Here is a 25,964-nt window from a genome sequence, read left to right as displayed (position 1 = left end):
GGTCGGGTCGGTTGATCAGGCGCCCGGCTGCGGGCTGGGGCGAAGGCCGTCATCACCGCCGGCGGTGGGGACGGAGGCCCGCGGCGGGCGCGGCTCCGACACCGTGGCAGAGCCGCCATCGCTGTCGTCCGACCGGCGCGGCTTGATCCGCTCACCGGCCGCGATCGCCTTCAGCTCGTCACCCGACAGGGTCTCGTATTCAAGCAGCGCCTGGGCGACCCGCTCCAGCTGGTCGTGGTTTTCGGTCAGGATGGTCCGGGCGCGGTCATAGGCGGTTTCCACGATCCGCCGGACTTCCTGGTCGATGACGTTGGCGGTGGCTTCCGAGATGCCGCGCGACTGGGTGACCGCATAGCCGAGGAACGGCTCGTTGTCGCCCTCGCCATAGTTCAGCGGGCCCAGCTTGTCGCTCATGCCCCACTGGGTGACCATGTTCTTGGCCAGCTTGGTCGCCATCTGGATATCCGACGACGCGCCGCTGGTCACCTTGTCGTGGCCGAAGATGATCTCTTCCGCCAGACGCCCGCCCATGGCCACGGCGAGATCGGCCTCCAGCTTCTCCCGCGAGACCGAGAGACGGTCGCGTTCGGGCAGACGCATCACCATGCCGAGCGCGCGGCCACGGGGAATGATGGTCGCCTTGTGGATCGGATCGGATGCCGGGCAGTGCATGGCGACGATGGCATGGCCGCCCTCGTGATAGGCCGTCAGGCGCTTCTCGTCCTCGCTCATCGCGATCGAGCGGCGCTCCGCACCCATCATCACCTTGTCTTTGGCGTCCTCGAACTCCGCCATGCCGACCACGCGCTTGTTGCGGCGGGCGGCGAGCAGGGCGGCCTCGTTCACCAGATTGGCGAGATCGGCGCCCGAGAAGCCGGGGGTGGCGCGGGCGATGACGCGGGCGTTCACGTCGGAGCCGACCGGCACCTTGCGCATATGCACCGACAGGATCTTCTCGCGGCCCGACACGTCGGGGTTCGGCACCACGACCTGGCGGTCGAAGCGGCCCGGGCGCAGCAGCGCGGGGTCGAGCACGTCGGGGCGGTTGGTGGCGGCGATGATGATCACCCCCTCATTCGCCTCGAAACCGTCCATCTCGACCAGCAGCTGGTTCAGGGTCTGCTCGCGCTCGTCATTGCCGCCGCCGAGGCCGGCACCGCGATGGCGGCCGACGGCGTCGATTTCGTCGATGAAGATCAGGCAGGGCGCGTTCTTCTTGCCCTGCTCGAACATGTCGCGCACGCGGCTCGCACCGACGCCCACGAACATCTCGACGAAGTCCGAACCCGAAATCGAGAAGAAGGGCACATTCGCCTCGCCGGCGATGGCACGCGCCAGCAGCGTCTTACCGGTACCCGGAGGGCCCACCAGCAGCACGCCCTTGGGAATGCGGCCGCCCAGGCGCTGGAACTTCTGCGGCGCCTTCAGGAACTCCACGATCTCGTGCAGTTCGTCCTTGGCCTCGTCGATGCCGGCGACGTCTTCAAAGGTCACCCGACCGGCCTTCTCGGTCAGCAGCCGGGCCTTCGACTTGCCGAAGCCCATCGCCTTTCCGCCGCCCCCCTGCATCTGACGCATGAAGAAGATCCACACGCCGATGAGCAGAAGCATCGGGAACCAGGAAATCAGGATGCCGAACAGCGAGGGCACGTTGTCCTCGACCGGCGCGACATTGATGCGGACATTGCCCTCGCGCAGGCGCTCAACCATGCCGTTGTCGTTCGGCGGCGCGATGGTGCGGAACTCGACGCCGCTGCCGTCATTGAAATGACCGCGGATCGTGTCGCCCTGGATGGTCACGTCGGTGACGCGCCCCTCCTGGACGGCATTGAGGAAGTCCGAATACGCGACCTGGCGCGACGGGCCCTGACTTTGGGGACTCTGGAACAGATTGAACAGAGCCACCAGCAGCAGGGCGATGATCACCCAGAGCGCGAGGTTCTTAACGTTGTTCACGACCGAGGTCTCTTTCCTGCCGAATGTTCGCCCGCCATCGCCCAGAAGACGCCGTCACCGTCGAGCGGACGGGATGGCGCGAACCATGCCCGGAAAGTGGTGTGGGCAAGGGTTTGATCCTCCGCAGCCTCCCTGCGGATGCTCTCTGTTAAGTGGGGGAACGCGAGGGGTACGTCAAGTCGCGTGAGGAGCGGCAATGATGCGATCGCGCGCGGAGCGACACATGCCCGCAGCGACGCGGCCGCCGCCGGCGCCACCTTCCCCAGACGCCGCGCCAGATCCTCCCCCACCGCCTGAAGCCGCAGGCGGCCTTCGGCAGCCGCGGCACGGCATGCCGGCGTATCGGGGATGGAGACGGCGAAACGCCCGTCCCAATGCAGCCGGTCCCCCGGCATCACCGCCCGGGGCGGCGCGATCGCCCGCGGCTCCCGCAGCACCAGAAGCCGGCGCCCCCCCCACAGAAACCGGCAGCCGCCCAAGGTGCGCCCCCCCTGCGGCAGATGGTCGCCCCCGGGCACGCCGCGCGCCATCGCGACCAGATCCGCAGCGAGCCGGGCAGCGGCGGCGCCACGCGGTGGCAGGTCCTGTCCGCCCACCACCATCGCCAGCCGCCCGACAAGCCGCTCGGGCAGGTCGGCATCCAGCCCCGGCGCCGAAAGATCAGGGTCGGCGAAAAGCGTGAGCGGCAGTTCGGCCCCGCCCCAGCCATGCAGACGCAATCCGCCGCGAAAAGCGACCCGGACCATCTGCGCATCAAGTGCGGCACGGGCCGCCGCCGCGCGGGCGGCCGACTGCACCACCCGGACGGGATCGAGCCCGGCGCCGTCGAAGGCGGCGGCGGTGGCCGCAGCGCGCAGCCGCACCCGCTGCACCCGGTCGTCATCGTTCATCGGATCATGCAGGGGGGTCAGCCCCGCCGCCGCCACCACCGCCAGGAGTTCGGCGCGGCGGATGGCGAGCACAGGCCGGACCAGACGGATGCCTCCCTCGGGCCTGACCGCCGGCATGGCCGCGAGCCCGTCGACGCCACTGCCGCGGCCAAGGCGGATCAGCACGGTTTCGGCCTGATCATCCAGGCTGTGGCCGGTCAGCAGATGCAGGATACCCGCTGCCCGGCAGGCATCGGTCAGGGCGACATAGCGGGCCGCACGTGCCCCGGCCTCAACCCCCGCCGCGCCGATGGCGCCGGGGGCGAGGGTCAGGATCCGGGCCGGCACGCCCACGGTCCCGGCCAGTGCGGCCGCCCGCCGGGCATCTCCGGCGCTGCCGGGGCGAAGGCCGTGATCGACCACGAAGGCCGTGACCCGCCCGCCGCGGTCCGCCGCCCAGTCGCGGGCAAGCAGGGTCAGGCCCAGACTGTCCGGCCCGCCGGAAAGCGCCACGGCTACATGCGGCGCCGCTTCCACGCAGCCGGCTGCCGCCATTGCCCGGGCGAAGCAGGCCCCGATCCGGTCATTCGTCACGGACCGGCTCAGCCGCAGCTGAGCCTCTTCTGCTCACGCTCGGTCAACACCTTGATATTGGCCGGCGCGTTGGGGAATTTCCGATTGAGGATCGAATAGGCGCCGCAGGCATCGCTCTTGCGGTTCAGCGCGGCAAAGCTCATGCCCAGCTTCAGCACCATGTCGGGCGCCTTGCTGCTCTTGTCGTGGTTGGTGACACCCTCGCCGAAGGTCAGCGCGGCCCGATCGTACTGGCCCTGGGCATAATAGGTCTCGCCCAGCCAGTAATAGGCATTGCCGACTAGCTCACCCTGCTTGAAGCGCTGGATCAGCTCGTTGAACGCCACCTCGGCGCCGGCATAGTCGCGATCCTTGAGCAGCAGGTCGAGACCGTAGCGATAGAGGTCCTGTTCGGTCTGCAGTGACGCAACCCGGCTCTTCGCCGCCTCGCCACCCGCGACCGGCGGCGGGGTCGGCTGCGAGGGCGCGGCCTCGGTGGTGGTGATGCTGTTGCCGGCGGCATCGCGGCGGGTGGTGATGGTGCCGAGCGGCTGAACGGCTCCGCTGCGCGGCGCCTCGGCAGCCTGGCCCTGCCCTGCCGGCTGGCCCTGCCCTGCCGGCTGGCCCTGCCCCGCGGGCTGGCCCTGGGCGGCATCGGCCGGTGCGGCGGCTGCCCCCGGGGTCATGCCGGTTGCATCGCTTCCGCCCGCGGCAGCGCCGGCGGCCGCACCGTTCTGGAGCATCTGCTCGATGCGGCCCAGACGGTCGTTGAGATTGCGCTCAAGCCCGTCGACCCGTTCTTCCAACCGGCGCATGCGGAATTCCAGCTCTTCGATCCGCCCGGTATGGCGACGCTGGGTCTCTTCCACCCCGCTCAGCCGGCCGTCGAAGGCGCCGAGGGCGGCGGGGGCAAGACCACCCTGCACCTGCTGCTGGGCGCTGGCATCGGGCTGTTCGACCACCAGAAGGGCCAGGGTGGTCATCACCAGGGCGGTACCGCCGACCAGGCGGCGCTTGAGGCCGGACGGGCGGGGCCGGGTCACGGAAACAGACATGGTGGTCGATGCCTCGATGGGGAGAGGAAGACGAAGGGCGGAACACGAACGATGCAGGACGCAGGCGCCACGCCTCGTCCCTTATAGCCCAGGCCATGGGGCGGCAGAAAGACCGACACCTCAGAGAGAGACCGGTTCGCAGCGTGGCCCACCCGCAGAACGGCCGACGGCCGGTGCTCCCCGTTGGATGCGGGAAACACCGGCCGCCGATCGAGGTCAGAGCAGACCCTCAGGATACGGCCGGGCAGGATCCGGCCGGGCAGGATACCGTCGTCAGTTGACCAGCACGGTCACGGCGCGACGGTTCTGCGCCCAGGCGGCCTCGTCGGAACCGAGGACGGCCGGGCGCTCCTTGCCGTAGGAGATGGTCTCAAGGCGGTCCGGCGAGATGCCGAGCGCGACGAGATAGTTCTTGGCAGCGGTGGCGCGACGGTCACCGAGGGCCAGGTTGTACTCGCGGGTGCCGCGCTCGTCGGCATGCCCCTCGATCACAACCCGCTGCGCGGGGTTGGCGCGGAGGAAATCGGCCTGAACCGACAGGGTCTGGCGACCCTCGGCGGTCAGCGACGAGCTGTCCAGCTCGAAGAACACGCGGTCGCCGGCGGTCTGCTGGACGTATTCCCAGCTGCCGGGCTGCGCGCCGGTGGAAACGGTGCCCTGGCCCGAGCCATAGGACGACGACGACGAGGCCCCGCCCGAGGCGCCGGTCGAACCGGTATCTTCCGGCGCGGACGAGCAGGCGGCCATGAAGGCCAGGGCGGCGACAGCAGTGAGGATCTTGGTGCGCATTTTCTACCTAAGGTATCCGAGACATGTCGGAGCACCGGAAAGCGGAGAGGTAGTCCTGGCCGGCGTTCGCTCCAATCGCCAGCGTAGGTCACGCGAGGGTCATGACCTACCCGGTCGCCAGGCACACGACAGGTCAAAGTATAACTATTGACCTCATCGAATCAAGGCCGACCACGCCGGATCCGATGCCTCGCCGGGAGTGACGATCAACCGCTCGTTATATCCCGTGATATCAATCGAATACAGTCTGGTCGGTCCGCCAGGACGGTCTTGACGGAAGAAGGCGAGGACACGGCCATTGGGCGCCCAGGTCGGGCCCTCAACCAGATAGCCGTCCGTCAGCAACCTCTCGTCGCTGCCATCGGGGCGCATCACCCCGATGTAGAACCGTCCGCGGTTCATCTTGGTGAACGCGATCAGATCGCCGCGGGGCGACCAGACCGGCGTTGCATAGGTGCCGTTGCCGAAGCTGATGCGCTGGGCACCCGAGCCGTCGGCACCGGACACGTAGATCTGCTGACCGCCGGAGCGGTCGGAATTGAACGTCATCCGGCGCCCGTCGGGCGACATCGAGGGCGAGGTGTCGATCGCCTGCGACGAGGTCAGCCGCTGCACCGACCCGCCATTGGTGTCGAGACGATAGATCGAGGTCACGCCATCGCGCGCCATCGACATCACCACGCTGCGCCCGTCGGGGGTGAAGCGCGGGGCAAAGGTCATGCCCGGGAAATCGCCCAGCACCCGCTGACGGCCGGTATCCAGGTCGTAGATGAACACCCGCGCCTGACGACCCCGGAAGGCCATATAGGTGATCTCACGCGAGTTCGGCGAGAAACGCGGCGTCAGGACCTGATCCGCACCGTCAGAGAGAAAACGGTGGTTGGCGCCATCCTGATCCATGATCGCCAGCCGCTTGACCCGCTTGTTGGCCGGGCCGCTTTCCGCGACATAGACGATCTGGGTATCGAAATAGCCGCCCTCGCCGGTGATCCGCTCGTAGATCTGATCGGCGATCATATGGGCGACACGGCGCCAGAGCTTGGGGTCGACGCGATAGACCACGCCCGCCATCTGGGTCTGGCCGAACACGTCCCACAGCCGGAATTCGACGGCGATCTGGTCGCCTTCGCGCCGCACCTGGCCGGTGACCAGCGCCTGGGCGTTGATCTGCCGCCAGTCGGCGAAATCCGGCATCGGGTTCATCTCGGCCGGGCCCTGCAGGAAGGCGCCGCGGTCGATCGGCCGGAACAGGCCGGAGCTTGCGAGATCGTTCGCCACCACGCCCGGAATGTCGGCGTCGAAGGGTGCTGCCGAGGGATCGACCGCAAGGAACGGACTGATCGCGATCGGCATCGGCTCCACCACGCCACGGGTGATGTCGATGCGTACCTGCGCCGAGGCCGGCTGGGGCAATCCCGCCCCGCCCAGCCCCACGACCAGCCCGACTGCCGCAACCGCGAAGGCCCGCAGGACCGGCCGCATCTTCTGACGCGGCGCCTGACCGGCGGTTGCGGAACGGATCGTGTCTGTCATCGGCCCACCATGTTCTTCGGGTTGAACGCCAGGACAATGTCCTTGAGCTGCTCGTATTTGCCTGCCGGCAACTCCAGCGGACTTGCGGCACGCACGGCACGGACCGCGCTTTCCGCGGCCACGCGATATGCCTCTTCGCCCGGCCGCGACATCCGCGCGCGGTCGACCACGTCGGCAGACAGCACCGTACCATCGGGCGCCAGGCGGATGCGAACCTCGACCACGAGATTCTCCGCCTCCGGCGCGCCGACCGGCACCGACCAGCGTCGCTCGATCTGGCTCCGGATGAAGGCGATGTCGCTGACCGATACCTGATCGGTCTGCTGGGCATTGCGCTGCATCACGGGCGCCTGCGGCTGATTGGACCGCGCGACCTGCTGTTCGCGGGGGGCGTCCTCCTTCGTCTGCGATTTGAGCTGATCCAGGCTCTTACGCAGCGAGGCCAGAGGATCATCCGGCTCCGGCTTCTTTTCCGGTTCCGGTTTCTTCTCCGGTTCCGGCTTTTTCGGCGCTGGCTTGGGTGGTTCGGGCTTCTTCTCGGGCTCGGGCTTCTTCTCCGGTTCAGGCTTCTTCGGCGGTTCGGGCTTCTTCTCCGGCTCCGGCTTCTTCTCCGGCTCAGGCTTTTTCGGCGGCTCCGGCTTCTTCTCCGGTTCCGGCTTTTTGGGCGGCGGAGGCGGTGGCGGCGGCGGTGGCGGCGGTGGCGGCGGAGGTGCCGGCTGCGGCTTTGGGGCCGGAGGCGGCGGTGGAGGTGGTGGCGGCGGTGGAGGTGGAGGCGGTGGAGGTGGAGGAGGAGGTGGTGGCGGTGGAGGAGGAGGTGGTGGCGGTGGAGCCGCCGGAGGAGGTGGCGGCGGAGGAGGCGGTGGAGGTGGAGGCGGTGGTGGCGGAGGCGGTGGTGGCGGAGGCGGGCTGGCCTGCGCCACCTGCTTCTCGGGCTCGGGCTTCGGATCGGGCTTCGGACGCAGCTGCGATGCCCGCGTGACCTCGCTCACCGGAACGACGTCGATCACGATCGTCTGTTCCTCCGGCGGCAAGGGTCGGCTGAGCGACGGCAGGCCGAACCACAACAGCGCCGCAACGGCGCCATGTGCTGCCAGCGAATATGTCAGACCGCGCTTCACCTCAGGTCCGAAGCTCCATGGAATGCCGGCTTGGGGAAGCACCCTCCCCCGAAGCCACGATCCCGGCCGGTGTCAACCGGCACGGGGCCGAAAAGGTTCCCGCACCCGCGGGCCGTCAACGTCGGGCGGGCGTGCCCTGCTGTAGGGTGGTAACCAGCGAGACCTTGGTGAAGCCGGCGCCGGTCACGGCCCCCATCGCCTGCATCACCCGACCGTAATCCACGCTGCGATCGCCGCGCACGAAGATCCGGGTGTCGGTCTTATTCTTTGCCACCGCCATCAGCGTTGCCGGCAGCTGTTCCAGCGTCACTTCCTTGTCCTGAACGAAGACCCGCCCCTGGGCATCGACCGACACCGAAAGCGGTTCGTCCTGGCCGGCGAGCGGTGCCGCCGAGCTTTCCGGCAGGTCGACCTCGACCCCCGCGGTCAGCAGCGGCGCGGTTACCATGAAGATGATCAGCAGCACCAGCATGACGTCGACCAGCGGCGTCACGTTGATCTCGCTCATCGGCTGACCACCGCCCCAGCGCCGGCGGCGGCCATGCCCGTTGGAAGGTCGGATGCCACCGGCCATGGGTCAGCGCCTGTCTTCGATCTGGCGGGCGATCAGTGCGCCGAACTCGCCCGTGAAATTCTCAAGCCGGGCGCCGTAGCGGCCGACATCGCTCGACAGCTTGTTGTAGAAGATAACCGCCGGGATCGCGGCGACGAGACCGATCGCGGTCGCGAACAGGGCCTCGGCGATACCCGGCGCCACAACGGCCAGCGTGGTGTTCTTGGTCATCGCGATCGAGGTGAAGCTGTTCATGATGCCCCACACGGTGCCGAACAGTCCGACGAAGGGTGCCGTGGAGCCGACGGTTGCCAGGAAGCCCAGATTGCGCTCCAGAAGCGACATCTCGCGGTTGAGCGCGATCTCCATCACCTGCTGGATCCGCTGACGCAGATTGGCACGCGACGTGGCGTCGGTGAGCGCGGTGCCCTTGGCCTTGGCCCGGCGCCATTCGCCCATCGCCGCCGCAAAGACCTGGGCCATCGGATGGTCGGCCCGCTCGGAAATGGCGTCGTAAAGTTCTTCAAGGGACCCGCCCGACCAGAACCGGTTCTCGAAGTCGTCGGCGCGGCGCTTCAGCCGGCCCATCAACCGGAACTTGTCGAAGATGATCGCCCAGGACCAGACGGAGGCCAGGACGAGCATAAGCATCACCGCCTTCACGATGATGTCGGCGTTCATAACCAGGCTGAGAATGCTCATGTCGTGCGCTGCCACCGATCCGGCGAGCGCCGCCTGGCTCACGACCTCCTGCTCCATTCACGTCCTCCGTGGATCGGACGGGCCCCGGCACTGCCCGGGAAGCTGCCCCGCCCTCATTCATCGACCCGTTTGATTACCAGAGTTCGGCCGAAACCGCTGCCGTTTCACGAATTTGACACGGGGGACCGGCCGAAGCTCCGACAGTCGGACGAGGTGCGGACACCTCGTCCCCGGCCGTGAGCCGGCCACGAGATATGCCAACCCGCGTGACTTGTGAAGGGGCCATGTGAGACGGCGATGCGGTCGTTGTGGCGAATGTCATCGCGGCGCAACAGATCCCCGGTGGGAGCGCGTGCCGCACCGCAATATTCTCAATATTATACAAAGATTTACGAGAGGAAATTCACAACATGCCAATGCATTTGCCTGGACCCTGCCCTGCGTCGGACGCCATAATCGGCCCGGTCCGATCCGAAGGCATACGGACCGGGCAGCCGGCACCGCGCGTCTCCGCCGCCGATACCTGCCCCCGCAGGATGAAACCGGGCCGATGCAGCCCGATCCCTGCCCCTCCCCGCCTTCGGCCTGCACATACGAAAGGCACCTGTACCCATGACGTCGCTCGCCGATCTGTCCGCCGTTGAGCTGGGGCGGCTTTACGCCGCCGGGGACACCTCGCCCACCGAGGTGACCGAAGCCGTCATCGCGCGGATCGAGGCGTGGGAGCCGAAGCTCAACGCGACCTGGGCCTTCGACCCCGAGGCCGCGCGCGCCGCCGCCGCCGAGGCCACCAGCCGCTGGCAGAAGGGCGAGGCGCTGGGCCCGCTCGACGGCGTGCCGGTCACGATCAAGGAAAACATTGCGACCAAGGGCTGCCCGGTGCCTGTCGGCACCGCCGCATCGGACATGACCCCGGCCGCCGCCGATGCGCCCGCCGCCGCCCGGCTGCGCGAGGCCGGCAGCGTGATCCTGGCCAAGACCACCATGCCCGATTACGGCATGCTCTCGTCCGGCCTGTCCAGCTTCCACAAGCTGGCCCGCAACCCCTGGGACCTCAACACCAATCCCGGCGGCTCCTCTGCCGGTGCAGGTTCCGCGGCCGCGGCCGGTTATGGCCCGATCCATCTCGGCACCGATATCGGCGGCTCGATCCGCCTGCCGGCCAGCTGGTGCGGCATCGTCGGCATGAAGGGCACCAACGGCCGGGTGCCGGTCGATCCGGCCTATCTGGGCCGGGTGGTCGGCCCCATGACCCGCACCGTCGCCGATACTGCGCTCGCCATGTCGGTGCTGTCGAAGGCCGACTGGCGCGACGGCAGCGCCCTGCCGCCGGCCGATATCGACTGGATGGACCTGGACGGGCTTCAGATCCGTGGCCTGCGCATCGGGCTGATGCTCGACATCGGCGCCGGTATGGCACCGAATGCCGAGGTGCTGGCGGCGGTTACGGAAGCCGCACGGCGCTTCGAGGCGGCGGGTGCCGTCGTCGAAGAGGTTCCGGCGGTGCTGACCCGCGAGATGCTCGACGGTCTGGACGATTTCTGGCGGGTCCGCGCCTGGGATGATGTCGAGCGCCTGCCGGAAGCGACCCGCGCGAAGATCCTGCCCTATATCCGCGCCTGGGCCGAAAGCGGCCAGACCCGCAGCGCCCTGCAGGCGGTGCGCGGCCTGAACCGCATCTTCGAGATGCGCAAGGCCGCCGGCCGGCTGTTCAACGGCGGCGGCTACGATTTCGTCCTGTCGCCGGTCGCCCCCACCGTCACCTACCCGGCCGACCAGGCCTCGCCGCTGGACGATCCCGAGCGGCCGTTCGAGCATATCGGCTACACCGTCGTCTGGAACATGTCGGAACAGCCGGCGATCTCGGTCAATTGCGGCTACGACGCCAAGGGCCTGCCGATCGGTCTGCAGATCGTCGGCCGGCGCTTCGACGATCTGGGCGTACTGCGCATGGCGGCCGCCTGGGAGGGCATGCGCGACGAGCAGCGCCCCTGGCCGAATTTCGACTGACCGGAGCCGATCCGGGAACACCCGTCCGGCCGTCCCGCTCAACGCGGGGCGGCCGCCGCATCCGCAAGCGCGATCAGCGCTTTCGGCAGGCGCCGTGGCTGGCCGCTCGCCGGGTTCAGCGCCACGCATTTGATCCGGCCGCGCACCAGCGTCTGATCGCCGCGCGCCACCACCTGCTCGAACTCCACCCAGGCGGCCCCGCGGCCGGTGATCCAGGTCGAGACGGTCAACAGGTCTTCAAGCCGGGCGGGCGCCTGATAGTCCAGCGCCACCTCGCGCACCGCAAAGCCGAAGCCGTCATTCTCCAGCAGCGGCCGCTGATCGATGCCGCGGCGGCGCAGCCATTCGGTGCGGCCCCGCTCCATGAATTTCAAATAGTTGGCATAGTAGACGATCCCGGCGGCATCGGTATCTTCCCAATAGACCCGCACCCGGATGACATCGGGCTGAACGGCGGCGGGCGTGGTGTCCATGGGATCCTCCAAAGGGTTCGCGGCCTTCAAATGCAACCTGTGCGCCGCATTATGCGGATCGACACTACCGTCGCGCAAGATATCCCGGCGGGGGCCGCGTTCAAAGATCCGGGTCGGGGTCGGTCTCGGCGCCGGCGAACAGGTCGGCCTCGCCATCGCGGGCCGGCGGCATCAGCCCCAGATGCTGCCAGCCGCCGCGGGTCAGCACCCGGCCGCGGGGCGTGCGGGCCAGGAAACCCTGCTGGATCAGGAAGGGCTCGATCACATCCTCGATCGCATCCCGGCTTTCCGACAGCGCCGCCGCCAGGGTCTCCACCCCCACCGGCCCCCCGCCGTAATGGCGGGCGATGCAGCCAAGATAGCGCCGGTCCATGGCGTCGAGACCACGGGCATCGACCTCCAGCCGGTTCAGCGCCCGGTCGGCCACGCCGGCATCGATCGCCGCCGCCTCGGCCACGGCCGCGAAGTCGCGCACCCGGCGGAGCAGCCGACCGGCGACACGCGGCGTGCCGCGCGACCGTCGGGCAATCTCCAGCGCGCCCTCTTCGGTCAAGGGTGCGCCCAGCAGCCGGCCGCCACGACGAACGATCGAGGCCAGTTCATCGATCTCGTAATAGTTCAGCCGGAGCGGGATGCCGAAGCGCTCGCGCAGCGGCCGGGTGACCAGCCCCGCGCGCGTGGTGGCCGCCACCAGGGTGAAGCGCGGCAGATCGATCCGCACCGAGCGCGCCGACGGCCCCTCGCCGATCACCAGATCGAGCTGGAAATCCTCCATCGCCGGATAGAGGATTTCTTCCACCGCCGGGTTGAGGCGGTGGATTTCATCGATGAACAGCACGTCGTATTCGTTGAGATTGGTCAGGATCGCTGCCAGATCGCCGGCCCGTGCGATCACCGGCCCCGAGGTGGCCCGGAACCCGACCCCCAGCTCCTTGGCCACGATCTGGGCCAGCGTGGTCTTGCCCAGGCCCGGAGGTCCGTGCAGCAGCACATGGTCCAGTGCATCGCCGCGCGCACGCGCGGCGGCGATGAACACCGCCAGATTGCCCAACACCTGGCGCTGGCCCACGAAATCCGCCAGCCGTTCCGGCCGCAGCGCCGGATCCTGCCGGTCCTCGGCAAGAGCTGCGGGCTGAACCAGACGCTCGTCGCCGCTGCTCATCGCGCCAGTTCCTTGAGCGCGCCGCGAAGCAGGATCTGAACGTCGCCCGCCGCCTCACCCGCAGCTTCCGCCACCCGGCGCAGCGCCGGCTCCGCCTCCGCCTCGCGATACCCCAGATTGACCAGCGCCGACAGCGCGTCGTCGAAGGCCGCGACCTCGGGCGGTTTGCTGACCGCGGCGATGGCCTCGGGCGTCTTGATCGATTTCGCCAGCACCGCCACGTCGGCCGCACCGATGCCGACCAGCGCCGCCTTGTCCTTCAGTTCCATCACGATACGCTTGGCGAGCTTGGGACCGACGCCGGTGGCGCGGGCCGGCGCGCGGGCGTCCTGAGCCGCAATCGCCGAGGCCAGCGCGGTAGGGTCGAGCACCGAAAGCACCGCCAGCGCCACCTTGGCGCCCACGCCCTGCACCGTCACCAGCAGGCGGAACCAGTCGCGCTCCGCCCGGTCGACGAAACCGTAGAGATGAATGTCGTTCTCGCGCACATGGGTTTCTACGTGCAGCGTGGCGGCGGCGCCGGTACCGCCCAGTGCGCCCAGGGTGCGGCGCGAGGCCTGCACCAGATAGCCGACGCCATGAACGTCGATCACCGCATGATCGGCACCGATCTCGTCGACGATGCCCTTGAGCCGCGCGAACATGCCGGGTGTGGTCTCCCCTGTTGGGCCGCCCTAGCGGGCCCGGGCCGTCCAGCCGGCCCGCGTGCCCCCATGATGCGCGTGACAGATCGCGACGGCGAGTGCGTCATAAGCATCCGCACGCGCATCCCGGTCGATGCCGGGCAGCAGCCGGGCGACCATGGCGGCGACCTGCGCCTTGTCGGCGCGGCCGCTGCCGGTCAGCGCCTTCTTCACCAGGCTCGGCTCGTATTCCGCCACCACCAGCCCCGACTGCGCCGGCACCAGCAGTGCCACCGCCCGGGCATGGCCCAGCTTCAGCGCCGACATCGCATTGGCGTTGACGAAAGTCTGTTCGACCGCCGCCCCCGCCGGCTGATAGCGCTCCACCACCTCGTAGAGGCCGTCATAGAGCGTACGCAGCCGGTCGGAGAGAGCGGCCTTGTCGTCGGAGGTCACCACGCCATGGCCGACATGGGTCAGCCTGGAGCCCTCGGTGTCGATGATGCCCCAGCCCGTGATCCGAAGCCCCGGATCGATGCCGATGATGCGCATGGCAGGCAACAGCCCCTGACCCGGCTCAGCTGACCGGGCTCATCCGTTCAGCTTCGCCATCACCTCGTCGGAGACCTCGAAATTCGCGATCACCTCCTGGACGTCGTCGTTGTCTTCCAGCACCTCGATCAGCTTGAACAGGGTCTGGGCCTGTTCCTCGTCGATCGCGATGGTGCTGAGCGGCACCCAGCCGAGCTTGAACTCCTGCGGGTCGCCATAGCTGCCCTCCAGCGCCGTACGCACTTCCTGCAGCGCATCGGGCTGGGTGTAGACGACGTGGGTCTCGTCGTCGCTTTCCAGATCGTCGGCACCGGCCTCGATCGCGGCTTCCAGCATCGCCTCGGCACCCGCCACCGAAAGCGGATAGGTGATACGGCCGACGCGGTTGAAGTTGAAGGCCACCGAATTGGTCTCGCCCAGCGACCCGCCATGCTTGCTGAAGGCGGAGCGCACTTCAGAGGCGGTGCGGTTGCGGTTGTCGGTCAGCGCCTCGACGATCAGCGCCACGCCACCCGGGCCGTAGCCCTCGTACCGCACCTCTTCATAGTTCTCGCCGTCGGCACCACCGGCGCCACGCTTGATCGCGCGCTCGATATTGTCCTTGGGCATATTGGCGACGCGGGCCGCCGCCACGGCGCTGCGCAGCCGCGGATTGGAATTGGGATCGGCACCGCCTTCCTTGGCGGCGATCACCAGTTCGCGGAGCAGCTTCGTGAACACCTTGGCGCGCTTCTTATCCTGCGCGGCCTTGCGGTGCATGATGTTCTTAAACTGTGAATGACCGGCCATCTCTACCGCCAACCCTCTGGAGTCTGACCGGCAGCTCAGCAGGTTGAGCTGCCTTTTGTCCCTCGCCGGGCGGGCGCTCCCGCGCCCCTGGCCGCCGCCTCAATGGCGCCTTGCATCAACCATCGCAAGCCGCGGCTTGCGATGGTTGATGCAAAAACTTCCGCCACCGGTGGCGCCTGGCCTCCCGTGCTTCCGGACGCTTCGATAGCAGAACTCGCCGCCGGATGCATCCCCGGAGACGAAATCACGAGCGTTCAGGACCTCAACCGACCGTCTCGGCCTGCCCCTGGGGCAGGTGCAGCTGCAACAGGCTTTCCGGCATCGGCTCGGCACCGGGCCAGGCGGGGCTGAGCCGCCCGCCCACGCGCAGCGGCGCGATCGACTTCGCAAGGCCGGTCGCGTCGTCGGTCTCGATCAGCGTGCCGCAGATGGTGGCCGGTCCATTGGCCGGCAGCAGCTTCTGGCCGCGCATCTTCCGGGTGAAGCGGTCGAGCGAGGCGTTCTTGTCCATGCCGATGACGCTGTCATAGTCGCCGCACATGCCGGCGTCGCACTGAAAGGCGGTACCGCCCGGCAGAACCTGGTGATCGGCGGTCGGCACATGGGTATGGGTGCCGACCACGGCGGTCACCTGGCCGTCGAGGAAATGGCCATAGGCCATCTTCTCGCTGGTCGCCTCGCCATGCAGATCGACGAAGATGCCCGAGACGAGCCCGCCCAGCGGATAGTCGCGCAGCACCGGCGCCAGCGCCCGGAACGGATCGTCGAGCGATTCCATGAACAGGCTGCACATGACGTTGATCACCACAACCCGCCGGCCGTCGGGCAGGGTCGCCATGGTGGCCCCCCGGCCGGGCGTGCCGGGCGGAAAGTTGATCGGACGCACCAGCCGCTGGTCCTGATCGATCCAGCCCAGGATCTCGCGCTGATCCCAGATGTGATTGCCGGTGGTCAGGATGTCGACGCCGGCGGCATAGAAGCTTTCGCAGATCTTGGGCGTGATGCCGAAGCCCGAGGCGGCATTCTCCCCGTTGACGATCAACAGGTCGACGCCGAGGGCCGACCGGATGGTCGACGCATGATCGATCACCGCCTGCCGGCCGGAACGTCCGACCACGTCACCAAGAAAGAGTATCCGCACCGTTCGACCTTTCGTCTCTGCATCGTCTGTACATGGGCGCCTGGCACCGGCTGCGATACCGCCCGTGGATGGATATGAGGCGCGCCCCACGCCGCGCCCAGGGGTATTTCGGCTCACCTCACCGGGACCAGCAGGCCTTGATCGGTCAGGATCAGATCGAGCGGCCGGTCCAGCGGCCCGGCAGGCACCTCGTCCGTCACCTGGACGGCAAAGCACACACCGATCGTGAACGGCATCTGCCCGGCAGCCTCGGCCGCCGCCAGGGTCCGGTCGTAGAAGCCGCCCCCCTGCCCCAGCCGGCGACCGGCCGGGTCCACCGCGACCAGCGGCATCAGCAGCAGGTCGGGCGCACACGGGGCCGCGGTCTCGTCGGGCATCAGGATGCCGAAGGCGCCGGCCACCAGCCGGGCATCGGGCTGCCAGGCCCGGAAGCCCAGCGGCGTATCGGGCGCCGTCACCACCGGCAGGCAGAGCCCGGCGCCGGTGGCCGCCCCAAGGGCGATCAGCAGCGGCAACACGTCGATCTCGCCGCCCGCCGCCACATAGCCCGCAATCCATCGCGGCGGCCGCGGCAGCCGGGCCACAACTGCCCCCGCCTCTGCGGCAAAGGCCGTTGCGGCATCGGCACCGCCTGCCGCCTGCGCCGCGCGGCGCAAACGCCGGAAGTCGCGGCGCATGGCGGCCTTGCGGGCATCGAGTGCCGGGTCTGGCAGCCCGGGATCCTGCAGCGGAATGGTCAGGGACGGCGCTCCGGAGACAGGCCGGGACAAGACCGGCCGTAAACGGCGACGCCCCGGCCGCGAGGACGCGGCCGGGGTCGTTCGGAAACTGGCGGACGGGGACCGGCACGAAGGTTGGCGGTGAAAATCCACATGGACCCGCGTGTGCAGGTGGGCGCCGTGATCCCCGTGGCTTGGTCCGGGCGTACCGGTCCGGACGAACCGGCCGGTGCCCTATCCGCACGCACGGGGAGGGACAGCTCCCTCATGTAGATGGTATCGGTCCCTGGGATTTAGGTTGCCTCACCGAAAGGCCAGAGCCCGTCCTGTTTCGAGATTTAGAGTTTCTCGAGCCGGGTTGCAATAGTCTCGATGCGTGCCGCGAAATCATCGAGCGCCCGGGCGAGGGTCGCATCGACGTCAGCGGCGGAGCGATCGGCGGTGCGGCGGATCTTTTCCACCTCCACCCGCGCCCGGTAGAGCCCCTGTTCGGCCTCGTTGGCCTGCTCTGCCAGCAGGATCGCCGCCATCAGCATCACCCGGGCATCCACCGCCACGCTGCGGCCGCTCGCCGCCTGCTGCACCCGTTCCTCGACCTTGCGGGCAAGGGTGCGGACGCTTTCCTCCTGCCCTTCGCCACAGGCGAGCGTGAACGCCCGGCCCAGGATGCGTACCTCGACTTCGGCCATGGCTTTCTCGTCTCCGATCCGGTTCGGCTCAGCGGTCATCAAGCACACGCCCGATGACGCCCATGGCCCGGTCGATCTGCTCACCCGCCCGGCGGCCGCGATCATCTGCGCGCAGACGGGCCTCTTCAGCCTCGGTCAACGCCGCCTTCAGCCGGTCGCGTTCCGTCGCAAGGGTCTCGATCTCGGCCCTGAGCGCGTCGATCCGGGCACCGGCCGCCCCGGAAGCGGCCGCCTCTCCGGACGCCCGCGCCTGGGTCACCCGCTCGGCCGCCTTGCGACTCGCAGCATCCAGCCGCGTGAGCGCGCTCGACAGCCTCTGCCACGCCATTTCCATATTCGCCATAGATCCGGCCACCATGAAGACAGGAGGTTGCGCTTGTTCGTCGGCACGGCCCAAGCCGGGAGAACCTCGTCAGGATAGCACGGCCCGGCGCAGGGCCGGAACGCGATGACCAACCGTTGCATGGGAATCCGATCCCCATCTCCGGCAGGCCGGGACTGACGAGCTGAACCGACATCCCCCGAAAGCCGGTGCCGGCCGCCGGGGGGCGCGCACCTCGGATCGGGCGGGTTGTCCCCGCCTCGACGGCGCCCCGCCAACATAGGGAGCGGGCGCCCCCTGCGTCAATGAGTGATGCCAGGGACCATGGGCGTGATGCCAGGGACCAGGGCCGCACTGCGCCAGCGGTCACCGCCGGGCATAGGCGTCGAAGGCATAGGGACCGGACATGCGGTTGTCGATCATCTCGGGCACATGCGGCGGGATTTCGGGATGGCCGGGATCGAACAGGCCACAGGCCCTGAGTGCACCGGTCAGCGACAGCCGCGCCGGGATCCGCTCCAGATAGACCCGGACCGAACAGGGCATATGGGCCTGATCGGCCGACACCCCCAGCTTCACCCCGTGCAGCCGGGTCCAGCGCAGGGCGTAGTCCGGATAGAGCACCGTCTGGGTCAGCTCGATGCCGGCGCCGTATTCGTAATCCGACATGAACACCCGGTCCCCGGCGACCAGGGCCGCACCCTGATAACGGTAGTGGCGCCGGCCGGGCCGGTCATGCGGCCCCATGCGTTCCAGGCGCCGGTAGAAGGTCCGCCCGTCCTCCACCGAGAAGACGATCAGCCCGCGGATCACCTTCCCCTTCTGTGACATGGAATAGTAGTATTCGAAGAACATGCCGGTCAGATTGCGGACCCGGGCATCGCCCAGGGCCATCACCCGGTCGAAATGCTGGCGCAGCCGGCGGTTGGTGGTGCCCTCGTCCAGACCGCGGACCCGGACGATCTCGGCAAAATCGCGCGGCGGCAGCATCATCTCGTAGGGTTCGACGCCGAAATAGTCACAGATCTTGCGCAGCAGCGCCGGCCGCGGCGCGGAGCTGCCGGCCAGGTAGCGGTTGAGCTGGCTGCGGTTGATGCCGAGATCCCGCCCGACCTGAGAGATCGACGGCCGATACGAGCAGAGCAGGCGAAGATTCTCGGCGATCTCGGTCATCTGCGCTCTTTGATGCTGTAATCGCACAAATCTGCATCAGATTGAGCACCGAGTGCCGCATTGTCAAGCAGGGGCCCCATCGACACCATTTCATGGCAGCCTACGTGCCTTCGGCGCGATGCCCTCGGACCATCTTCGCGGGAAAGACCCATGCCATGACACCGCGCCCCCATGCCGGCCGGGCCTATACGCTCGGCATCATCACAGGCTCCGGCCCCGAAGCCGGGCTCGATCTCTGGGCCAAGATCCTGCGCCATACCCAGGCGTTGATGGGCACCAGCTTCCGCGGCGATCTGGACGCGCCGCGGCTGGTTGCGGTTTCGGAACCCGCTCTCGGGCTCTCGATGGACCTCAGGGCCAACGAGGCGGTGGTCTGGGCGGCAATGGAGCGGACGGTGCGGGAGATTGCGCCCGGGGTCGATGCCTTCGCCATTGCCTGCAATACGCTGAACTGGTACGCCCCGCGGATCGATGCGCTGCTGGCCGATATCCCCGGCGCCGGTCAGCTGGTTTCGTTTCAGGGCGTGCTCCATGACGAGATCCGGCAGAGCGGCGCATGTCGAATCGGGCTGCTGGGGGCAGCCCCGGTCGTGGCGCTCGACGACCACTCCGCCTATGCTGGCCTCGCCGCCCATGTCGCGATCGAAACCCCGGCCGACCCCGACCGGCTGCAGACGCTCATCCACGACGTGAAGCGGCTGGGTGGCGCCCATCCGTCACTCCGCCCGCGGCTTGAGGAGATCATCATGCAGATGCAGGCCGAAACCATCCTGCTCGCCTGCACCGAGCTGCCGCTGATCGCGCAGCCGGTGGCCGGGCGGCAACTCATCGACGTGACCGATGCGGTCGCGGCCCGGCTGGCGGCGCTTGCCCTCGGCCATGCCGGCATGAAGGCGGCCTGATGCGCCTGCTGCTCATCCACACCGGCGGCACCATCGGCATGGGCGATACGCCCGACGGCCTCGGCCCCGTCGACGGGCTGGTCGAGGCCGCGGTCGAGGCGCGCCTGCCCAAGAACATCCGGCTGACCACCCGCGTCTTCGCGCCGCTGCTCGACAGCGCCGATGTCGGCCCGGCGCACTGGAACCGGATGCTCGACCTGATCGACGACCATCCGGGCACGCCGGTGATCGTCACCCACGGCACCGACACCATGGCCTTCACCGGTGCCGCGCTGTCGCAGGCACTGGCGGGGCTCGGCCGCCATGTCGTGCTCTGCGGTTCCATGCAGCCGCTCGGCCGCCACGGCGATGCGGAAGACAATCTCGATCTTGCGATCGATGCCGCCCTCCGCCCCGGTGAAGCGGTGATGCTGGCCTTCGCCGGCCGCCTGATGCCGGCGGACGGGCTGGTGAAGCACGATTCGCAAGGCGCCGACAGCTTCCGGGCCATCCCGCAGGCTCCGGCCTGCCCGCCACGCCGCCGACGGTTCGGCGACCGGCGGCTTGCGATACTCTCCCTGTCGCCGGGCATTCCGGCATCCATGCTGCGGGCCTGCCTGGCTGAACTCGACGGCGCGGTGCTCAGGGTCTTCGGCGCCGGCACCGCCATGGCCGATCCGGCGGTCATCGACGCCCTGGCCGATGCCGTCAGGGCGGGCAAACGCATCCGGGCGGTCAGCCAGTGCGAACAGGGCGGGCTCGTTCCCGGCAGCTATGCCGCGGGCGCCGGTCTCTGGTCCTGCGGGGTGGAGAATGGCGGCCCGGAAACCCCGGAAGCCGCCCTCATCCGCCTCTGGCTCGGCTGAGCCTGCCAAACGAAATCGGGGGAGCCTTCCCCCGAAGCTCCCCCGATCCGTCGCCGCCGGCAGGTCCGCATCAGCGGAGCCAGGCGGCGATCTCCTCATGACTGCCGACCCCCAGCCGCAGCGCGGTCTCGGCAACCCCTGCCCCGTCTGCCAGCGCGGTCTTCGCCACCCGGGCGGCCCGTGCATAGCCGATATGGGGGACGAGCATCGTGGCCAGCACCAGCGAGTTCTCCAATGCCCCCTCGCATTGGGCGACATTCGCCTCGATACCGGTCACGCAGCGCGTGGCCAGCGTGTCCATGGCCCTGATCAGCATGCGCATGGACTGGAGCAGGTTGAGGATGATGACCGGCTCGAAGGCGTTGAGCTGCAACTGCCCCGCCTCTGCGGCCATGGTGACGGTCAGGTCGTTGCCGATCACCTGAAAGGCGACCTGGTTGACGACTTCGGGGATCACCGGGTTGACCTTGCCCGGCATGATCGAACTGCCCGCCTGCATCGCCGGCAGCCGGATCTCGTTGAAGCCCGAGCGCGGGCCCGACGAAAGCAGGCGCAGATCGTTGCAGATCTTGGACAGCTTGACCGCGATCCGCTTGAGCACGCCCGAGAAGGTGACATAGGCGCCGGTATCGGATGACGCCTCGACCAGATCGCCGGCCAGCGTCACCTTCAGCCCCGAGACCAGGGCGAGTTCGGCGACCGCACGCTCGGCATAGCCGTCGGGCGTATTGACCCGGGTGCCGATGGCGGTGCCGCCCAGATTGACCTCAAGCAGCAGTTCCGACAGCCGCGCGATGATCGCGACATCCTCACGGATCGTGGCGGCGAAGCCGGCGAATTCCTGGCCCAGCGTCATCGGCACCGCATCCTGAAGCTGGGTGCGGCCGATCTTGCGGATATGGGCAAAGGCCGCCGCGCGATCCTCGAAAGCGGCACAGAGCCGAAGCTGCGCCTCACGGAAGGCGGCGCACTGATCGACGATCGCAAGGCGCAGCGCCGTGGGATAGACGTCGTTGGTGGACTGTGAGCGGTTGACGTCGTCATTCGGGTGCAGATGGTCGTAGTCGCCGGGCCGGAAGCCCATCCGGATCAGGCCCAGATTGGCGATCACCTCGTTGACGTTCATGTTGGTCGAGGTGCCGGCACCGCCCTGGATCATGTCGACCCTGAAATGCTCCAGATGGCGGCCGTCGATGATCTCGGCCGCGACCGCCACGATCACGTCGTGCTTTTCCGGCGTCAGCACCCCCAACGCCAGATTGGCGCGGGCCGCCGCCACCTTCACCCAGGCCAGCGCCCGGACGAATTCGGGAAACAGCGACAGCGGAATGCCGGTGATCGGGAAATTGGCGATCGCCCGGGCGGTGTGTATGCCCCAGAGGCAATCTTCGGGCAGAGGCATGCGGCCAAGGCCGTCCTCTTCGATGCGCATCGTATGGTGCATCGGTCTGATCCAGGCTGTGGTGTGCGGGGGTGGGACCGGGGCCGTCCGGAGAGAACGGCCCCGGCAGTCACGTCGGGATCACTTCCAGATCGTCGGGTCCCAGGCCTTGCGATCGAGATCCAGATCGGGGAAGCGCGCGGGATCGAGCACCGGGCGGGCGACGCCGGCCTTGAGCTGGGCGCGGTAGTCGTCGATCACCCGCATCGCCACCGGGAAGAGCATGATGATCGCGATCAGATTGACCAGGGCGAGCAGGCCCATCATCGGGTCCGAGAAGAAGAACACCGACGTTGCCTGCGGCGCGGCCGCGCCCAGGAACACCATGGCCAGGATGGCGAAGCGCAGCGCCAGCACGGCGGGCTTCGACCGGGTCATCACCGCCAGGCCGTTCTCGCCCAGATAGTAGTTATAGATGATCGACGAGAAGGCGAAGAGCAGGATGGCGAGGGTGAGCAGATAGCGCGCGGCATCGCCCAGATGCCCTGCCAGCGACTGCTGGGTCAGCGCCACGCCGTCGATACCCTGGGCACCCGGAACATAGACGTCACCCAGCAGGATGATCAGCGCGGTGCAGGTGCAGATCAGAATGGTGTCGATGAACACCGACAGCGACTGGGTGATCCCCTGGCTGACCGGATGGCGGACCAGCGCGGTGGCCGCCACATTCGGCGCCGAGCCCAGGCCGGCTTCGTTGGAGAACAGGCCGCGACGCAGGCCCTGGGCAATGGCGGCACCCATGCCGCCGGCAACCGCCTGATCGAAGCCGAAAGCCGAGCGGACGATGCGCACCAGCATATCCGGCACGTCGGTGATGTTGAGCACGATGACCACCAGGGCGATGGCGATGTAGCCGAGCGCCATGACCGGCACCACAACATCCGCCGCCCGGGCAATGCGCTTGATGCCGCCGAAGATGACCAGCGCGGTCACCGCCACGATCACGATGCCCGACCAGAGGCGGTCGATGCCGAAACTGTCGTGCAGGGCGCCGGCCATGGTGTTGCCCTGGAAGGCATTGAAGCCGAAGCCGAACGAGGCCATCAGGCAGATGCCGTAGACGACGGCCAGCCAGTTATAGCGCCCGCCGAGGCCGCGGCGGATGTAATAGGCCGGCCCGCCTCGGAACCCGCCCTCGCCGTCGCGGGTCTTGTAGAGCTGGGCGAGCGTGCATTCGATCAGGCTGGTCGCCATGCCGCAGAGCGCGATCGCCCACATCCAGAACACCGCGCCCGGGCCACCGAGCGTGATGGCGACCGCGACACCGGCGATGTTGCCGCCGCCGACGCGCCCGCCCACCGAGACCAGCAGCGCCTCGCGCGCCGAGATCGCGTTCGGATCGGCATTGTTGGCGCCGCGGCCCAGTACCCGGAACATCCGCCGGAAAAACACGAACTGCACGAAGCCCGACATGATGGTCAGGAACACGCCGAACACGACGAGAATGGGGATGAGCGCCCACCCCCAGGTCAGATTGTCGATCGCTCCGAAGAACGCCGTCAGGAATTCCATCGTCTCCCTCCTGCCCCACGGCCGTAATCCGGCCCGTTTTGGATGAGCGTCATGGTAGAGAGACCCCGCACACCGCAGGATTCCGCTGTTGGCTGCGACCTGATGCAGATTGGTGCTGTTCACGCGCCAGGGTGAACCAGGCATGCCCGGGCGGCCCCCCGCCGGCCCCTGTGGGACCCGGATGCGGCGACTGCGGACCGGTGGCAGGAAGGCGCCGCGGAAATAGGCGGTTGACGGAGAGATGACACCCCGCCATCTTTGCGCCGCACGGCACTCGTTAAAGGTGGTTGACGCGGTCGCTGAGGCGTGCAATTGCCCGCGCGCACCGCAGGTCCGCTTTGCCCGTGGCGCTCCCTGCCGGCCCCGCGCCGGCCGCTGCCCCTCTTCGAACGCTTGCGTGAAGGCCCATGACCGCTCAGACGACCGATGCCACCTCGACCACCGCGCCCACGCCGCGTGACATGGCCAATGCCGTGCGCGCCCTTGCCATGGACGCCGTCGAGCGTGCGAATTCCGGCCATCCGGGCATGCCGATGGGCATGGCCGACGCAGCCACCGTGCTGTTCACCCGGTTCCTGAAGTTCGATCCCAAAGCCCCGAAATGGGCCGATCGCGACCGCTTCGTGCTTTCCGCCGGCCATGGCTCGATGCTGCTTTATGCCCTGCTGCATCTGACCGGCTATGAAGACATGACGCTGGACGAGGTGAAGAACTTCCGCCAGCTGGGCGCCCGCACCGCCGGCCACCCCGAATACGGCCATGCCTCGGGCATCGAGACCACGACCGGCCCGCTGGGCCAGGGCATCGCCAACGCCGTCGGCATGGCGCTGGCCGAGCGCCTGCTCGCCGCCCGCTTCGGCGGATCGGTGGTCGACCACTACACCTATGTCATCGCTGGCGACGGTTGCCTGATGGAGGGCATCAGCCAGGAGGCGATCTCGCTCGCGGGCCATCTGAAGCTCTCGAAGCTGATCGTGCTCTGGGACGACAACGGCATCTCGATCGACGGCCCGGTCTCGCTGTCCAGCTCGGAAGACCAGCGGGCACGCTTCGAAGCCGCCGGCTGGGCGACCGATGCGGTCGACGGCCATGATGCCGAGGCGGTCGCCGCCGCGCTCGACCGGGCGCGCAGCTCCGACAGGCCGGTGATGATCGCCTGCCGTACCGTCATCGGCTATGGCGCGCCGAAGAAAGCCGGCACCTCGGGCGTGCATGGCGCGGCGCTGGGCGCCGAAGAGATCGCCGGCACCCGCGAGGCGCTGGCCTGGCCCCATGCCCCCTTTGAGATCCCGGCCGATATCCGTACCGCCTGGGCCCATGCCGGCGCCCGCGGTGCCGCCGAGCGCGCCGCCTGGGAAACGCGTCTGGCTGCACTCGACGCCGGGACGCAGGCGGAATTCACCCGCGCCATGGCGGGCGAACTGCCGGCCGGCTGGAAACAGGCGCTGGACGACTACATCGCTGGCCTGATCGCCTCGCCCAAGACCGTCGCCACCCGCAAGGCGTCGGAAATGGCGCTGGAAGTGCTGGTGCCGGCCATTCCGGAACTGATCGGCGGCTCCGCCGACCTGACCGGATCGAACAACACCCGCACCAAGGGCATGAAGCCGGTGGCGCCGGGTGAATTCGACGGCCGCTATATCTTCTGGGGCATCCGCGAGCACGGCATGGCTGCGGCCATGAACGGCATGGCGCTGCATGGCGGCGTGATCCCCTATGGCGGAACCTTCCTGGTCTTCACCGATTATTGCCGGCCGTCGATCCGTCTGTCGGCACTGATGGAGCAGCGGGTCATCTATGTGATGACCCACGACTCGATCGGCCTGGGTGAAGACGGCCCGACCCATCAGCCGGTCGAGCATCTGATGAGCCTGCGCATGATGCCGAATGTGGCGGTCATGCGTCCGGCCGATGTGGTCGAGACGGCGGAATGCTGGGCGGCGGCGCTGGAGCGGACCAACGGCCCGTCGGTGCTGGCGCTCAGCCGCCAGAACCTGAAGCAGCTGCGCCTTGAGGCGTCGGCCGGGAACCTGTCGGCGAAGGGCGCCTATATCCTGCGCGAGGCCTCGGCCGCACCGCAGGTCGTGCTGCTCGCCACCGGGTCGGAAGTCGAGATCGCGGTGGCCGCCGCCGAGGCGCTGGAAGCCAAGGGCGTGCCGACCCGCGTGGTCTCCATGCCCTGCTGGGAACTGTTCGCGGCGCAGCCCGCCGGATATCAGGCCGAGGTGCTGGGCGGCGACGTGGTCCGTGTCGCGATCGAAGCCGGGATCGGCTTCGGTTGGGAACGCTGGACCGGCCCCAAGGGCGCCGTGATCGGCATGACCGGCTTCGGCGCCAGCGCGCCGGCGCCCGAACTCTACCGTCACTTCGGCATCACCGCCGAGGCCGTGGTCGACGCCGCACTCGCGCGCGTCTGACCGGGGATCCGGTTCCGGCCCTCCCCCGTTCGGGGGCTGGCCGATC

The 25,964-nt window shown here is 68.4% G+C and carries 25 protein-coding genes; 5 read left to right on the top strand and 20 right to left on the bottom strand.

Features of this window, described 5'->3' with window-relative positions; genetic code table 11:
* Nucleotides 1-15: 15 nt before the first annotated feature.
* From ftsH to P7L68_RS12465, 6 genes are all read right to left on the bottom strand, one after another.
* Nucleotides 16-1,956, bottom strand: a complete 1,941-nt coding sequence (gene ftsH / locus P7L68_RS12490; RefSeq protein ID WP_372005818.1) for an ATP-dependent zinc metalloprotease FtsH — start codon at nt 1,954-1,956, stop codon at nt 16-18.
* Nucleotides 1,953-3,419 (bottom strand): tRNA lysidine(34) synthetase TilS, encoded by a 1,467-nt coding sequence (gene tilS / locus P7L68_RS12485; protein ID WP_372005816.1) that lies wholly within the window; start codon nt 3,417-3,419, stop codon nt 1,953-1,955. The genes ftsH and tilS overlap by 4 nt, the downstream gene beginning before the upstream one ends.
* An 8-nt stretch (nt 3,420-3,427) precedes the next feature.
* Nucleotides 3,428-4,453 carry a tol-pal system protein YbgF gene (gene ybgF / locus P7L68_RS12480; protein WP_372005814.1) on the bottom strand — a complete coding sequence of 342 codons (1,026 nt, stop codon included), beginning with the start codon at nt 4,451-4,453 and terminating at the stop codon, nt 3,428-3,430.
* Nucleotides 4,454-4,726: 273 nt separating this feature from the next.
* Nucleotides 4,727-5,242 carry a peptidoglycan-associated lipoprotein Pal gene (pal, locus tag P7L68_RS12475; RefSeq protein ID WP_372005812.1) on the bottom strand — a complete coding sequence of 172 codons (516 nt, stop codon included), beginning with the start codon at nt 5,240-5,242 and terminating at the stop codon, nt 4,727-4,729.
* A gap of 153 nt (nt 5,243-5,395) precedes the next feature.
* Nucleotides 5,396-6,724 carry a Tol-Pal system beta propeller repeat protein TolB gene (gene tolB / locus P7L68_RS12470; protein ID WP_372006834.1) on the bottom strand — a complete coding sequence of 443 codons (1,329 nt, stop codon included), beginning with the start codon at nt 6,722-6,724 and terminating at the stop codon, nt 5,396-5,398.
* A 47-nt stretch (nt 6,725-6,771) separates the two neighbouring features.
* Complete coding sequence (locus P7L68_RS12465) at nt 6,772-7,116, bottom strand: TonB C-terminal domain-containing protein (protein ID WP_372005809.1); 345 nt, start codon at nt 7,114-7,116, stop codon at nt 6,772-6,774.
* Between the two features lie 335 nt (nt 7,117-7,451).
* On the opposite strand from P7L68_RS12465, the gene P7L68_RS12460 reads away from it, so the two are divergent.
* Nucleotides 7,452-7,754, top strand: a complete 303-nt coding sequence (locus P7L68_RS12460; RefSeq protein ID WP_372005807.1) for a hypothetical protein — start codon at nt 7,452-7,454, stop codon at nt 7,752-7,754.
* A 254-nt stretch (nt 7,755-8,008) separates the two neighbouring features.
* Here P7L68_RS12460 and tolR read toward each other — a convergent pair whose 3' ends face one another.
* A complete protein-coding gene (gene tolR / locus P7L68_RS12455; RefSeq protein WP_372005805.1) occupies nt 8,009-8,467 on the bottom strand; it encodes a protein TolR in 459 nt (152 codons plus the stop codon).
* Nucleotides 8,468-8,470: 3 nt separating this feature from the next.
* Nucleotides 8,471-9,205: a protein TolQ gene (gene tolQ, locus P7L68_RS12450; protein ID WP_372005802.1), complete on the bottom strand. Its 735-nt coding sequence runs from the start codon at nt 9,203-9,205 to the stop codon at nt 8,471-8,473.
* Nucleotides 9,206-9,760: 555 nt separating this feature from the next.
* On the opposite strand from tolQ, the gene P7L68_RS12445 reads away from it, so the two are divergent.
* On the top strand, nt 9,761-11,158 hold the full coding sequence (locus P7L68_RS12445) for an amidase (RefSeq protein WP_372005799.1): 1,398 nt from the start codon (nt 9,761-9,763) through the stop codon (nt 11,156-11,158).
* 38 nt (nt 11,159-11,196) lie between these two features.
* On the opposite strand, the gene ybgC is transcribed toward P7L68_RS12445, so the two are convergent.
* The 10 genes from ybgC to P7L68_RS12395 all read right to left on the bottom strand — a co-directional run bounded on the left by ybgC (nt 11,197) and on the right by P7L68_RS12395 (nt 18,801).
* The gene (gene ybgC, locus P7L68_RS12440; protein ID WP_372005796.1) at nt 11,197-11,631 is read right to left on the bottom strand and encodes a tol-pal system-associated acyl-CoA thioesterase; all 435 of its coding nucleotides are present in this window, start codon (nt 11,629-11,631) and stop codon (nt 11,197-11,199) included.
* Nucleotides 11,632-11,731: 100 nt separating this feature from the next.
* A complete protein-coding gene (gene ruvB, locus P7L68_RS12435) occupies nt 11,732-12,793 on the bottom strand; it encodes a Holliday junction branch migration DNA helicase RuvB (RefSeq protein ID WP_372005794.1) in 1,062 nt (353 codons plus the stop codon).
* Nucleotides 12,790-13,437 carry a Holliday junction branch migration protein RuvA gene (gene ruvA / locus P7L68_RS12430; protein ID WP_372005792.1) on the bottom strand — a complete coding sequence of 216 codons (648 nt, stop codon included), beginning with the start codon at nt 13,435-13,437 and terminating at the stop codon, nt 12,790-12,792. Before ruvA ends, ruvB begins: the two co-directional genes overlap by 4 nt.
* Before the next feature lie 30 nt (nt 13,438-13,467).
* A complete protein-coding gene (ruvC, locus tag P7L68_RS12425) occupies nt 13,468-13,968 on the bottom strand; it encodes a crossover junction endodeoxyribonuclease RuvC (RefSeq protein WP_014744416.1) in 501 nt (166 codons plus the stop codon).
* A 39-nt stretch (nt 13,969-14,007) separates the two neighbouring features.
* The gene (locus P7L68_RS12420) at nt 14,008-14,757 is read right to left on the bottom strand and encodes a YebC/PmpR family DNA-binding transcriptional regulator (protein WP_372005789.1); all 750 of its coding nucleotides are present in this window, start codon (nt 14,755-14,757) and stop codon (nt 14,008-14,010) included.
* Nucleotides 14,758-15,019: 262 nt separating this feature from the next.
* On the bottom strand, nt 15,020-15,898 hold the full coding sequence (locus tag P7L68_RS12415; RefSeq protein ID WP_372005786.1) for a YmdB family metallophosphoesterase: 879 nt from the start codon (nt 15,896-15,898) through the stop codon (nt 15,020-15,022).
* A gap of 113 nt (nt 15,899-16,011) precedes the next feature.
* Nucleotides 16,012-16,575: a 5-formyltetrahydrofolate cyclo-ligase gene (locus P7L68_RS12410; RefSeq protein ID WP_372005783.1), complete on the bottom strand. Its 564-nt coding sequence runs from the start codon at nt 16,573-16,575 to the stop codon at nt 16,012-16,014.
* A 380-nt stretch (nt 16,576-16,955) separates the two neighbouring features.
* Entirely contained in the window at nt 16,956-17,306 is a 351-nt protein-coding gene (locus P7L68_RS12405) for a cell division protein ZapA (RefSeq protein ID WP_014744411.1), read from the bottom strand.
* 28 nt (nt 17,307-17,334) lie between these two features.
* A complete protein-coding gene (locus tag P7L68_RS12400) occupies nt 17,335-17,634 on the bottom strand; it encodes a hypothetical protein (RefSeq protein WP_372005779.1) in 300 nt (99 codons plus the stop codon).
* 360 nt (nt 17,635-17,994) lie between these two features.
* Nucleotides 17,995-18,801 carry a helix-turn-helix domain-containing protein gene (locus tag P7L68_RS12395; RefSeq protein ID WP_372005776.1) on the bottom strand — a complete coding sequence of 269 codons (807 nt, stop codon included), beginning with the start codon at nt 18,799-18,801 and terminating at the stop codon, nt 17,995-17,997.
* Nucleotides 18,802-18,956: 155 nt separating this feature from the next.
* On the opposite strand from P7L68_RS12395, the gene P7L68_RS12390 reads away from it, so the two are divergent.
* Nucleotides 18,957-19,703, top strand: coding sequence for an aspartate/glutamate racemase family protein (locus P7L68_RS12390; RefSeq protein ID WP_372005774.1), 747 nt, complete (start codon nt 18,957-18,959; stop codon nt 19,701-19,703).
* Nucleotides 19,703-20,548 carry an asparaginase gene (locus tag P7L68_RS12385; protein ID WP_372005771.1) on the top strand — a complete coding sequence of 282 codons (846 nt, stop codon included), beginning with the start codon at nt 19,703-19,705 and terminating at the stop codon, nt 20,546-20,548. Before P7L68_RS12390 ends, P7L68_RS12385 begins: the two co-directional genes overlap by 1 nt.
* 70 nt (nt 20,549-20,618) lie before the next feature.
* Here the strand turns inward: P7L68_RS12385 and P7L68_RS12380 are convergent, their stop codons facing one another.
* Both P7L68_RS12380 and P7L68_RS12375 read right to left on the bottom strand, forming a co-directional pair.
* Nucleotides 20,619-21,992 (bottom strand): aspartate ammonia-lyase, encoded by a 1,374-nt coding sequence (locus P7L68_RS12380; protein WP_372005768.1) that lies wholly within the window; start codon nt 21,990-21,992, stop codon nt 20,619-20,621.
* A 78-nt stretch (nt 21,993-22,070) separates the two neighbouring features.
* Entirely contained in the window at nt 22,071-23,501 is a 1,431-nt protein-coding gene (locus P7L68_RS12375) for an alanine/glycine:cation symporter family protein (RefSeq protein ID WP_372005765.1), read from the bottom strand.
* Nucleotides 23,502-23,908: 407 nt separating this feature from the next.
* On the opposite strand from P7L68_RS12375, the gene tkt reads away from it, so the two are divergent.
* The gene (tkt, locus tag P7L68_RS12370) at nt 23,909-25,918 is read left to right on the top strand and encodes a transketolase (protein ID WP_372005762.1); all 2,010 of its coding nucleotides are present in this window, start codon (nt 23,909-23,911) and stop codon (nt 25,916-25,918) included.
* Nucleotides 25,919-25,964: the final 46 nt, after the last annotated feature.

The organism is Tistrella mobilis, from assembly GCF_041468085.1.
Taxonomy (GTDB): Bacteria; Pseudomonadota; Alphaproteobacteria; order Tistrellales; family Tistrellaceae; genus Tistrella; species Tistrella mobilis_A.
The sequence above is the reverse complement of the archived record's forward strand: the minus strand, read 5'-3'. Positions and strand labels throughout refer to the sequence as shown.

What these genes read in the sequence shown, in the direction of transcription:
- P7L68_RS12445 (WP_372005799.1), top strand. Translation starts at nt 9,761, where the DNA reads ATGACGTCGCTCGCCGATCTGTCCGCCGTTGAGCTGGGGCGGCTTTAC.
- ruvC (WP_014744416.1), bottom strand. Translation starts at nt 13,968, where the DNA reads ATGCGCATCATCGGCATCGATCCGGGGCTTCGGATCACGGGCTGGGGC.
- ruvB (WP_372005794.1), bottom strand. Translation starts at nt 12,793, where the DNA reads ATGAGCAGCGGCGACGAGCGTCTGGTTCAGCCCGCAGCTCTTGCCGAG.
- P7L68_RS12420 (WP_372005789.1), bottom strand. Translation starts at nt 14,757, where the DNA reads ATGGCCGGTCATTCACAGTTTAAGAACATCATGCACCGCAAGGCCGCG.
- P7L68_RS12400 (WP_372005779.1), bottom strand. Translation starts at nt 17,634, where the DNA reads ATGGCGTGGCAGAGGCTGTCGAGCGCGCTCACGCGGCTGGATGCTGCG.
- P7L68_RS12395 (WP_372005776.1), bottom strand. Translation starts at nt 18,801, where the DNA reads ATGACCGAGATCGCCGAGAATCTTCGCCTGCTCTGCTCGTATCGGCCG.
- ybgF (WP_372005814.1), bottom strand. Translation starts at nt 4,453, where the DNA reads ATGTCTGTTTCCGTGACCCGGCCCCGCCCGTCCGGCCTCAAGCGCCGC.
- tolQ (WP_372005802.1), bottom strand. Translation starts at nt 9,205, where the DNA reads ATGGAGCAGGAGGTCGTGAGCCAGGCGGCGCTCGCCGGATCGGTGGCA.
- pal (WP_372005812.1), bottom strand. Translation starts at nt 5,242, where the DNA reads ATGCGCACCAAGATCCTCACTGCTGTCGCCGCCCTGGCCTTCATGGCC.
- tolB (WP_372006834.1), bottom strand. Translation starts at nt 6,724, where the DNA reads ATGCGGCCGGTCCTGCGGGCCTTCGCGGTTGCGGCAGTCGGGCTGGTC.
- P7L68_RS12465 (WP_372005809.1), bottom strand. Translation starts at nt 7,116, where the DNA reads ATGCAGCGCAATGCCCAGCAGACCGATCAGGTATCGGTCAGCGACATC.
- tolR (WP_372005805.1), bottom strand. Translation starts at nt 8,467, where the DNA reads ATGGCCGGTGGCATCCGACCTTCCAACGGGCATGGCCGCCGCCGGCGC.
- P7L68_RS12405 (WP_014744411.1), bottom strand. Translation starts at nt 17,306, where the DNA reads ATGGCCGAAGTCGAGGTACGCATCCTGGGCCGGGCGTTCACGCTCGCC.
- P7L68_RS12380 (WP_372005768.1), bottom strand. Translation starts at nt 21,992, where the DNA reads ATGCACCATACGATGCGCATCGAAGAGGACGGCCTTGGCCGCATGCCT.
- ybgC (WP_372005796.1), bottom strand. Translation starts at nt 11,631, where the DNA reads ATGGACACCACGCCCGCCGCCGTTCAGCCCGATGTCATCCGGGTGCGG.
- P7L68_RS12390 (WP_372005774.1), top strand. Translation starts at nt 18,957, where the DNA reads ATGACACCGCGCCCCCATGCCGGCCGGGCCTATACGCTCGGCATCATC.
- P7L68_RS12385 (WP_372005771.1), top strand. Translation starts at nt 19,703, where the DNA reads ATGCGCCTGCTGCTCATCCACACCGGCGGCACCATCGGCATGGGCGAT.
- tkt (WP_372005762.1), top strand. Translation starts at nt 23,909, where the DNA reads ATGACCGCTCAGACGACCGATGCCACCTCGACCACCGCGCCCACGCCG.
- P7L68_RS12375 (WP_372005765.1), bottom strand. Translation starts at nt 23,501, where the DNA reads ATGGAATTCCTGACGGCGTTCTTCGGAGCGATCGACAATCTGACCTGG.
- ruvA (WP_372005792.1), bottom strand. Translation starts at nt 13,437, where the DNA reads ATGTTCGCGCGGCTCAAGGGCATCGTCGACGAGATCGGTGCCGATCAT.
- P7L68_RS12410 (WP_372005783.1), bottom strand. Translation starts at nt 16,575, where the DNA reads ATGCGCCGCGACTTCCGGCGTTTGCGCCGCGCGGCGCAGGCGGCAGGC.